This is a genomic window from Paracoccus fontiphilus (assembly GCF_017356265.1).
In the GTDB taxonomy this organism is placed as follows: Bacteria; Pseudomonadota; Alphaproteobacteria; order Rhodobacterales; family Rhodobacteraceae; genus Paracoccus; species Paracoccus fontiphilus.
On sequence record NZ_JAFNAW010000100.1, the window covers coordinates 1 to 8,067 of the forward strand.

At 67.5% G+C, this 8,067-nt stretch carries 7 protein-coding genes and 1 pseudogene; 5 read left to right on the forward strand and 3 right to left on the reverse strand.

Going from position 1 to position 8,067, the window contains the following annotated elements; genetic code table 11:
• Positions 1 to 141 precede the first annotated feature (141 nt).
• The 3 genes from J0F76_RS19200 to J0F76_RS19210 form a co-directional block, all read right to left on the reverse strand.
• A complete protein-coding gene (locus J0F76_RS19200) occupies positions 142 to 2,370 on the reverse strand; it encodes a NosR/NirI family protein (RefSeq protein ID WP_207471959.1) in 2,229 nt (742 codons plus the stop codon).
• Complete coding sequence (locus J0F76_RS19205) at positions 2,367 to 2,729, reverse strand: DUF2946 family protein (protein ID WP_207471960.1); 363 nt, start codon at positions 2,727 to 2,729, stop codon at positions 2,367 to 2,369. Before J0F76_RS19205 ends, J0F76_RS19200 begins: the two co-directional genes overlap by 4 nt.
• A gap of 124 nt (positions 2,730 to 2,853) precedes the next feature.
• Positions 2,854 to 3,081: a hypothetical protein gene (locus tag J0F76_RS19210; RefSeq protein ID WP_207471961.1), complete on the reverse strand. Its 228-nt coding sequence runs from the start codon at positions 3,079 to 3,081 to the stop codon at positions 2,854 to 2,856.
• A gap of 133 nt (positions 3,082 to 3,214) precedes the next feature.
• On the opposite strand from J0F76_RS19210, the gene J0F76_RS19215 reads away from it, so the two are divergent.
• From J0F76_RS19215 to J0F76_RS19235, 5 genes and pseudogenes are all read left to right on the forward strand, one after another.
• Positions 3,215 to 3,667 carry a c-type cytochrome gene (locus J0F76_RS19215; protein ID WP_207471963.1) on the forward strand — a complete coding sequence of 151 codons (453 nt, stop codon included), beginning with the start codon at positions 3,215 to 3,217 and terminating at the stop codon, positions 3,665 to 3,667.
• A gap of 12 nt (positions 3,668 to 3,679) precedes the next feature.
• A complete protein-coding gene (locus J0F76_RS19220; RefSeq protein ID WP_207471965.1) occupies positions 3,680 to 5,077 on the forward strand; it encodes a cbb3-type cytochrome c oxidase subunit I in 1,398 nt (465 codons plus the stop codon).
• 23 nt (positions 5,078 to 5,100) lie between these two features.
• Entirely contained in the window at positions 5,101 to 5,886 is a 786-nt protein-coding gene (locus tag J0F76_RS19225) for a CbbQ/NirQ/NorQ/GpvN family protein (protein ID WP_242690453.1), read from the forward strand.
• 5 nt (positions 5,887 to 5,891) lie between these two features.
• Positions 5,892 to 7,814 carry a nitric oxide reductase activation protein NorD gene (locus J0F76_RS19230; RefSeq protein ID WP_207471969.1) on the forward strand — a complete coding sequence of 641 codons (1,923 nt, stop codon included), beginning with the start codon at positions 5,892 to 5,894 and terminating at the stop codon, positions 7,812 to 7,814.
• Positions 7,814 to 8,067 (forward strand): annotated as a pseudogene (locus J0F76_RS19235) (cytochrome c oxidase subunit 3 family protein); the annotation flags it as partial. The gene J0F76_RS19230 and the pseudogene J0F76_RS19235, both read left to right, overlap by 1 nt.

Sequence of the window (8,067 nt, forward strand, 5' to 3'; positions counted from 1 at the left end):
CCGCGGCACCGCCCAATCCCAAGGCCAGCCGCCCGCCGAAGGCAGTGGCGGCCGCCGCGCCCCCCGCGGTGGCGCCAAGCAGCACCCGCCGGCTGAGGCCCTTCTTCTCGGTTGTCTCCATTGTCATCTCCTGTTTCTTGTCTAGAGGGAGGGTTCGGTGACGCGGGCCGCATTGGGATGGCCCGCGGGGGGCCGTCCCAGGTCGGGGACCGCGCTTGCCGCCAGCTTGTCGCGCCGCTTCACCTTCTTGATGACGACGGGACAGACCTTGGGCGAGTGATACAGCACCTGGCAGTGCAGGCAGTTGATGCATTCGTTCGGATTGATCTCTCCGGTCGGGTGGATCGACTGCACGGGGCATTCATGGGCGCAGATCTGGCAGGGATTGCCGCATTCGTGATAGCGTTTCAGCCAGTCGAACATCCGTATCCGCGCCGGGATCGCCAGCGCCGCGCCCAGCGGGCACAGATACCGGCAATAGAAGCGTTCCACGAACAGCCCCGCCACCAGCAGCGCCACCGCATAGGCGACAAAGGGCCAGGCGCGCACGAATTTCAGGATGATCGCGGTCTTGAAGGGCTCGACCTCGGCTAGGTGCTCGGCCTGCTCCACGCTCATCAGGGAAACCCCGAACAGGCCCAGGAAGATCATGTATTTCAGCGGCCACAGCCGTTCGTGCAGGCCCCAGGGCAGGGTCCATTGCGGGATGCGCAACTTGCGCGCGACCTGGTTGGTCAGTTCCTGCAACGCGCCGAAGGGGCACAGCCAGCCGCAATAGGCGCCGCGTCCCCAGAACAGCAGGGCTGCGGCCACCGCGAACCACAGGATGAAGGTCAGCGGGTCCAGCAGGAAGGCCTGCCAGCTGAAGCCGGTCACGAGGCTGCCGAACAGCGCCATCAGGTTCACGACCGACAGCTGCGCGTTGAACATCCAGCCCAGCACCACCAGCGTGACCGCCAGATAGACCATGCGGAAGATGTAGAAGCGGCGTTCGTTCCTGACCGCGAAATGCTGGAAGAAGAACACCCCCGTCAGCACCACCAGCATGGTCGCCAGCACCGCGATCTTGACGCGAGAATCCAGCCAGATGCGCTTCCACAGATCGGCCTGTGCGCGGCTTTCGTCCTGCGCAGCGGGCGCAGCGGCGGGCGAGGAGGCAGCGGGCGCGGCCTCGGCGGTCGGGGCGGGGGGCGTCACCTGCCGCAGGTAGTGCGAGGGAAGCTGATAGGCCAGGTCGAAGGTCTGGAAGACCTTCTCAATCGGCCCGACCTCTCGCTGCACAAGCAACTGGATGCGGAACGGCTTGGCGGGGTCGAAGCCGGTGCCCGCCGGGATGCGGAACAGGTCCATTTCCGCGAAACCGGGCGCGCCGGGGGCAGCGATGGCGTTGATGCGGCGATGATCGCGGTCGCGGAAGCGGACGGACACGTCGTCCTGGATCAGCACGATCCGGTCGAAGATGCCGCCGCGCACGTAACCCGATCCCTTGAAGCTGTAGAGGCCTTGGCCGAAGACCGCGATGGCCTGGTCGCCGTCGGCCATCCAGCCGCGCAGGTTCGCGTCCGCCGCCTCGCCCAGGATCGCCTTGCCGATCGCCGGGACCGAGACAAGCGCCACCTGCATGTCGATGAAGATCGTGTCGGGCGCTTCCGTCAGGGCGCGCTGGGCCGCGCGGGCGTCGGGATTGGCGGCAAAGGCCTCGTTCACCTGGGCCACGTCCAGCGTCAGGCGGCGCAGGGTGCCGTCGCCTTCCATCGTGGCCCAGTCGGCGGGGGCCGGGGCCGCCGGGTCGATCTGGAAGCGCGGGCCGGTGGCGGCAGCCTCGGGGGCCAGTCCACCCAGGCCAAGCGCGCGCGCGACCTTCAGGCCGGAGCGGATGATGGAGTCGTCGATCACCATCACCGTGACCGTCGCGCCGGAGATGATGTCCACCTCGTGGGTGGTGCCGCCCGACTGCGCCTCGGCCACCAGGTCCAGGCCCTTGTAGCCCTCGACCAGGGCGCGGACCTTGGCCTCGGGGATGCCGATCAGGACGATGGGTTCGGAATGCTTGACCAGCCGGACGCCCGCGATCCTGGCGTCGGGGTCCACGGCGATCAGCGTGTGGATCGGCTTGCCGGAATAGCCCGTCGTTCCCACGAAATCCGAGGTGACGAAGGCCCAGGCGACCGTCTGCCCGCCTTTCAGCACGGGGGCTGCGGCCACGTCGTCGCGGATCGGGCCGAAGCCCTCGGCGCCGGGAACGAGATCGGATGCGGTCTGGTCGGGCAGCAGGTCCTGCAGGACAGTCTCGGCCGCCACCGGCGCGGGCGCCAGTGCGGTCAGGAAGGCCAGAAACAGACAAACGAATAGATGGCGGATGAATGTCATGATTGAAGCCGAATCGGTTGGGCCGGAGGACCGCGCGACAGCGACCCGCCTGTCCGGCGTGGCGGGACGGCCTGCGCGGCCGCTGACGAATGGAAGGCGCGCAACGGGATCGACGCGACGGCAAGGGCGATGTCGGGCGCAAATCCCAGGGGCACGGGCAAGGTGCAGGCAGGGCAGTCGCTGCAGTCGTGCGGAACGGTCGCAGGATCGCCCTGCGGGTCCATCCGGACGACCTTCATGACGCCGTCGCTGCAGATCTGCACCTGCATCGGCCCGACGATGGGGGCCGACGCCTGCGCCCATGTGGCGGCAAGCAGCATCAGCACCGGCAGGATTGCCAGGCAGAGCCGAAGTCGCAAGAGGCATGGGGCGCGTGTCATTGGGGCTTCCGATAGGCCGCTGGCTGGGACGCGTCTTTGCGCTGCATCAAAAAGAGAACCGGATGCACACGAAACTCATCCAAGCGCATCTGACACGGGCAGGTCAAGGCTTTGCCGCCTCGTCCAGCAGATGGCGCACCCACCGCCCCGAAAGCCAAGCCGCGGGAATCCCCAAGGGAATCGACAGCAGCAGCGTCCTGACCGGCGACAAGGCGGGAAGCCCCACGGCCTGCCCCATCAGCCCCAGCATGAACAGGTTGATGGCCACTGCCGTCGCGGCAAAGACATAAAGCAGAACGGCCAGCTTCCACACCGGCCAGCGGTCATCCATCGCAACCCCCACGGACTGATCGCGGCGACCATCGCGCAGATTTCTGCCGCCTTCTTTGACTTTGGACAAGGAAGGCGGCCTTTCGGCGCGCCATCCTGGCCCTGTCGAAAACAGCTTCGGGAGACCCCTCGCCATGCGCGAAGTCCTGACGAAGAGCATGGCCCGGAACATCTTCTATGGCGGGTCGCTGTTCTTCATCCTCATCTTTCTGGCCCTGTCCGTGCACAGCCACTTCTATGTCGTGCGCGTGTCCACGGCCGAGGCGCCGCTGACGGACAGCGTCGCCGCGGGCAAGCACGTCTGGGAACGCCACGCCTGCGTCAACTGCCACTCGATCCTGGGCGAAGGCGCCTATTTCGCGCCCGAGCTGGGCAATGTCATGACCCGCTGGGGGGTGCAGGACGATCCCGACGCCGCCTTCGAGGTGATGAAGGCCTGGATCGAATCACAACCCACGGGCATTCCCGGGCGCCGCCAGATGCCGCGCTTCGACCTGTCGGACGAGGAGATCCACGAGATCACCGACTTCCTGCTGTGGACGAACAAGATCCGCACCCAGGACTGGCCCCCGAACGATGCCGGCTGATTGGAAACCATCATGAAATATCAAACCCAGAAAATCGCCCTGGTCTATATCGTCGTGGCGCTGGCCCTGTTCGCCGCCCAGGTGACGATGGGCCTGGTGATCGGCTTCATCTATGTCCAGCCGAACTTCCTGTCCGAAATCCTGCCCTTCAACGTGGGGCGCATGGTCCATACGAACGCGCTGGTGGTCTGGCTTCTCACCGGCTTCTTCGGGGCGGCCTATTTCCTGATCCCCGAGGAATCGGAACGCGAGATCCATTCGCCCTTCCTGGCCTATCTGCAGCTGTTCATCCTGGTGGTGGGCACGGCGGGCGCGGTCGCGACCTATCTGTTCAACCCGTGGCAGGGCAACTACTTCGTCGGCACCCAAGGCCGAGAGTTCCTGGAGCAGCCGACCTGGGTCAAGGTGGGCATCGTCGTCGCCGCGCTGATCTTCCTCTACAACGTCACGCTGACGGTGCTGAAGGGCCGCAAGACCGCCATCACCAACATCCTGCTGATCGGGCTGTGGGGTCTGGCGCTTCTGTTCCTGTTCGCCTTCTACAACCCGACGAACCTCGGCCTCGACAAGCAGTACTGGTGGTACGTGATCCACCTGTGGGTCGAGGGCGTGTGGGAACTGATCATGGCCGCCATCCTCGGCTTCCTGATGCTGAAGCTGACGGGCGTGGACCGCGAGGTCGTGGAGAAATGGCTGTATGTCATCGTCGCCACCGCGCTCTTTTCCGGGATTCTGGGGACCGGCCACCATTACTACTGGATCGGGATGCCGGCGTACTGGCAGTGGATCGGCTCGATCTTCTCGTCCTTTGAAATCGTGCCGTTCTTCGCCATGATGGCCTTCGCCTTCGTGATGGTCTGGAAGGGCCGCCGCGATCACCCCAACAAGGCCGCGCTTCTGTGGTCGCTGGGCTGTTCGGTGCTGGCCTTCTTCGGCGCGGGGGTCTGGGGCTTCCTGCACACGCTGCACGGGGTGAACTACTATACCCACGGCACGCAGGTGACGGCGGCGCACGGGCACCTGGCCTTCTACGGCGCCTATGTCTGCCTCAACCTGGCGCTGTTCAGCTATGCCATGCCGCTTCTGCGCAACCGCGATCCCTACAACCAGGTGCTGAACATGGCGTCCTTCTGGCTGATGTCGGGCGGGATGCTGTTCATGACCTTCACCCTGACCTTTGCCGGCACCGTGCAGACGCACCTGCAGCGCGTGCTGGGCATGGGCTACATGGAGGTTCAGGACCAGCTTGCGCTGTTCTACTGGATGCGCTTCGGATCGGGCGTCGCGGTGGTGCTGGGTGCGGTGCTGTTCATCTATGCGCTGGCCTTCCCCCGGCGCGAGGTGGTCCGCCCCGGCCCGCTGGAACGCGACCGCCTGGCCCGTGATCCCGACCACATCGCCGCGGAGTGAGACGCATGGACGGAAACTTTGACATGAGGGGGGCCGACGCCCCCTTCTACCTGGCCCAGGGCGACGAATGCGACATCTTCGCCGCCGCCCATGCCAGGAACCTTCCCTTGCTGCTGAAAGGCCCCACGGGCTGCGGCAAGACCCGCTTCGTGGCGCACATGGCCGCGCGCCTGGGGCGCAAGCTCTATACCGTCGCCTGTCATGACGACCTGTCGGCGGCCGACCTGATCGGTCGCTACCTGCTCAAGGGCGGGGAAACCGTGTGGGTGGACGGTCCCCTGACCCGCGCGGTGCGCGAAGGCGCGATCTGCTATCTGGACGAGGTGGTCGAGGCCCGCAAGGACGTGGCCGTGGTCCTGCACCCGCTGACCGATGACCGCCGCATCCTGCCCATCGACCGCACCGGAGAGGAGTTGCAGGCGGCGCCCGGCTTCATGCTGGTGGCCAGCTACAACCCCGGCTACCAGAACATCATGAAGACGCTGAAGCCCTCGACCCGGCAGCGCTTCCTGTCGGTCGAGTTCACCTTTCCCCGGCCGGAATACGAGGTTCCCGTGGTGGCGCGCGAAAGCGGGCTGGACCAGGACCGCGTGGCCCTGCTGGTGCGGCTGGCGAACAAGCTTCGCGGGCTGAAGGGCCAGGATCTGGAGGAAGGGGTGTCCACCCGCCTCGTGGTCTATGCCGCCACCCTGGTGGCCGGCGGCATGGATCTGGACCGTGCCATCCGCGCCGCCATGATCGAGCCGCTGACCGACGATCCCGACATCCGCAAGGGCTTGCTGGATCTGGTCGTGGCGGTGGTGGGGTAGAAGCCATGTCCCACCTGGAGATCGCCCCCTGGGAGCCCGAGGAAACGGTCGGCAAGCTGTGGCACCTGCTGGCCTCGCGCATGGACCCGCCGCCGCGCTTTCCCGATGCCGCCGTGCGGTTCGAAGACATGCGCGGCCGCATCGCCGTCCTGTTTCGCGGCCTTGGCGGGGCGGCCGACGTGGAACTGAAACCCGTGGCCGACCAGGCCAGCGGCCACCGCGTGTCCTGGCGGCGGCGCCTGGCCTTTGACGGCGAACACGTCGCCCGGTCCAGCTTCGACGGGGACGCCCTGCGCCTGCCGGTCGAACTGGCCGTCTTTCCGACCCCCGAGGACAACGAGGGGCTGTATCTGTGGCTGGCGGCCGCGGCGGCCCATGCGCCGGACTTCGCCCCCGAGCCCGACCCGCTGCGCGCCGACCTTTCGGCCATTGCCGCGGGCGTCGCCATGACGCAGGCGGCGCTTGCCGCCGCGCCCGGTCTGCGCCCCTTGTGGTCGCGGCTTGCCGCCGCGCATCTGGAACTGCGGGTCCGTCCTTCCCTGCGGGGAACCGAAGCCTCGGTCGAAACCCTGGTCCGGCACCTGCTGGGCGATGCCGTCACGCCGCCCCCGGCGCTGCTGGCGGGCTATGCCGACGCCCCGGCCCATTGGCGCGGTCCGCGCGCATACCGCCCGATGCTGCCGGTGCCGATGTGGCCGGACCTGCGCGGACTGGCGCAGGGCGCGGGCGATCAGGTGGCAAGCCTGCCGACCGACGGCACGCCCGAGGAGTCGGGCGACGGCACCGCCCGCAAGACGCGGCGGATGAAATCCGACCAGGCCGAACGCAAGGACAGCATCATCCTGTACAAGTTCGAGGCGATGCTGACCTGGGCCGAGATGATGAACATCAACCGTCGGGTCGAGGACGACGATCTGGACAACGCCAAGAAGGCCGCCCAGGATCACGAGGAGATCGTGCTGGGCCAGGTCAGCAAGGCGCCCGCGACCAAGCTGAAGCTGCACCTGGATCTCGCGCCCGAGGACGTGGACCGAGAGAGGGTCGCCGGCACCTTCACCTATCCCGAATGGGACGCGCGGGGCGGCGTCTGGCTGCCCGACCATTGCCGCGTCCTGGCGGCGCCTGTCGAACCCGCGCCCGACTATGCCGGCGTCACCGACCCGGCCGCCCGCCGCCGGATCGACGCCGTCAAGCGCCAGTTCGAGGCGCTGCGCCCGGCGCGGCTGATCCGCCACGCCCAGCCGGATGGCGACGAGCTGGACCTGGATGCCGCACTGCGGTCGGTGACCGACCTGCGCGCCACCGGGCGCGGCAGCGACCGGATCTGGCGGCAGGCCCGCCCCGAGAACCGCGACCTTGCCGTGTCGATCCTGCTGGACGTGTCGCGTTCGACCGAATCCGCCGTGACCGGCCGCGCCGTCATCGACATCGCGCGAGAGGCGCTGACCGCGCTGGCCTGGGGCCTGGATGCCTGCGGCGACCGGTTCGCGGTGCAGGGATTTTCCTCGCTCAAGCGCGACCGGGTCTGGATACATGACTGCAAGTCCTTCGACGAACCCATGTCCCGCGCCATCGAGGCGCGCATCCACGCCCTGCGCCCCGGCTTCTATACCCGTCTGGGCGCGGCCGTGCGCCATGCCTCGGCTGGCCTTGCGGACGAGGGCCGGTCGCGGCGCCTGATGATCGTCATCACCGACGGCAAGCCGAACGACCTGGACCATTACGAAGGCCGCCACGGGATCGAGGACAGCGCCATGGCCGTGCGCGAGGCGCGGCGGGCGGGGCACGCCGTCTTCGGCATCACCATCGACAAGGGCGCGCAAAGCTGGTTTCCCCGCATCTTCGGTCAGGGCGGCTTCGCCGTGATCCGCGATCCCGACCGGCTGACGAACGCGCTGCCCGAGATCTATCGCCAGCTGGTCATGTGATGGACATCGACGACCTGCCGGGCGAGCTGATCATGTGGGTCCTGATCGTGTCCGAGCTGCTGGTGTTCGCGGCGGGCCTCAGCGCCATGATGGCGATGCAGCTGACCGACCCGCATGGCTTTTCCGCAGCCCGCGCGATGCTGGACGGGCGGCTGGCCGCGCTGAACACGGTGGTTCTGGTCACGTCCGGCCTGTTCGCCGCCCGCGCCGAACGCGCCGCCGCGGCCGGCGACCGGCGCGGCGCGCGCAGGGG

Excerpts from the sequence above, each read along its gene's own strand:
- J0F76_RS19220 (WP_207471965.1), top strand. The coding sequence starts at position 3,680 with ATGAAATATCAAACCCAGAAAATCGCCCTGGTCTATATCGTCGTGGCG.
- J0F76_RS19230 (WP_207471969.1), top strand. The coding sequence starts at position 5,892 with ATGTCCCACCTGGAGATCGCCCCCTGGGAGCCCGAGGAAACGGTCGGC.
- J0F76_RS19225 (WP_242690453.1), top strand. The coding sequence starts at position 5,101 with ATGAGGGGGGCCGACGCCCCCTTCTACCTGGCCCAGGGCGACGAATGC.
- J0F76_RS19210 (WP_207471961.1), bottom strand. The coding sequence starts at position 3,081 with ATGGATGACCGCTGGCCGGTGTGGAAGCTGGCCGTTCTGCTTTATGTC.
- J0F76_RS19200 (WP_207471959.1), bottom strand. The coding sequence starts at position 2,370 with ATGACATTCATCCGCCATCTATTCGTTTGTCTGTTTCTGGCCTTCCTG.
- J0F76_RS19215 (WP_207471963.1), top strand. The coding sequence starts at position 3,215 with ATGCGCGAAGTCCTGACGAAGAGCATGGCCCGGAACATCTTCTATGGC.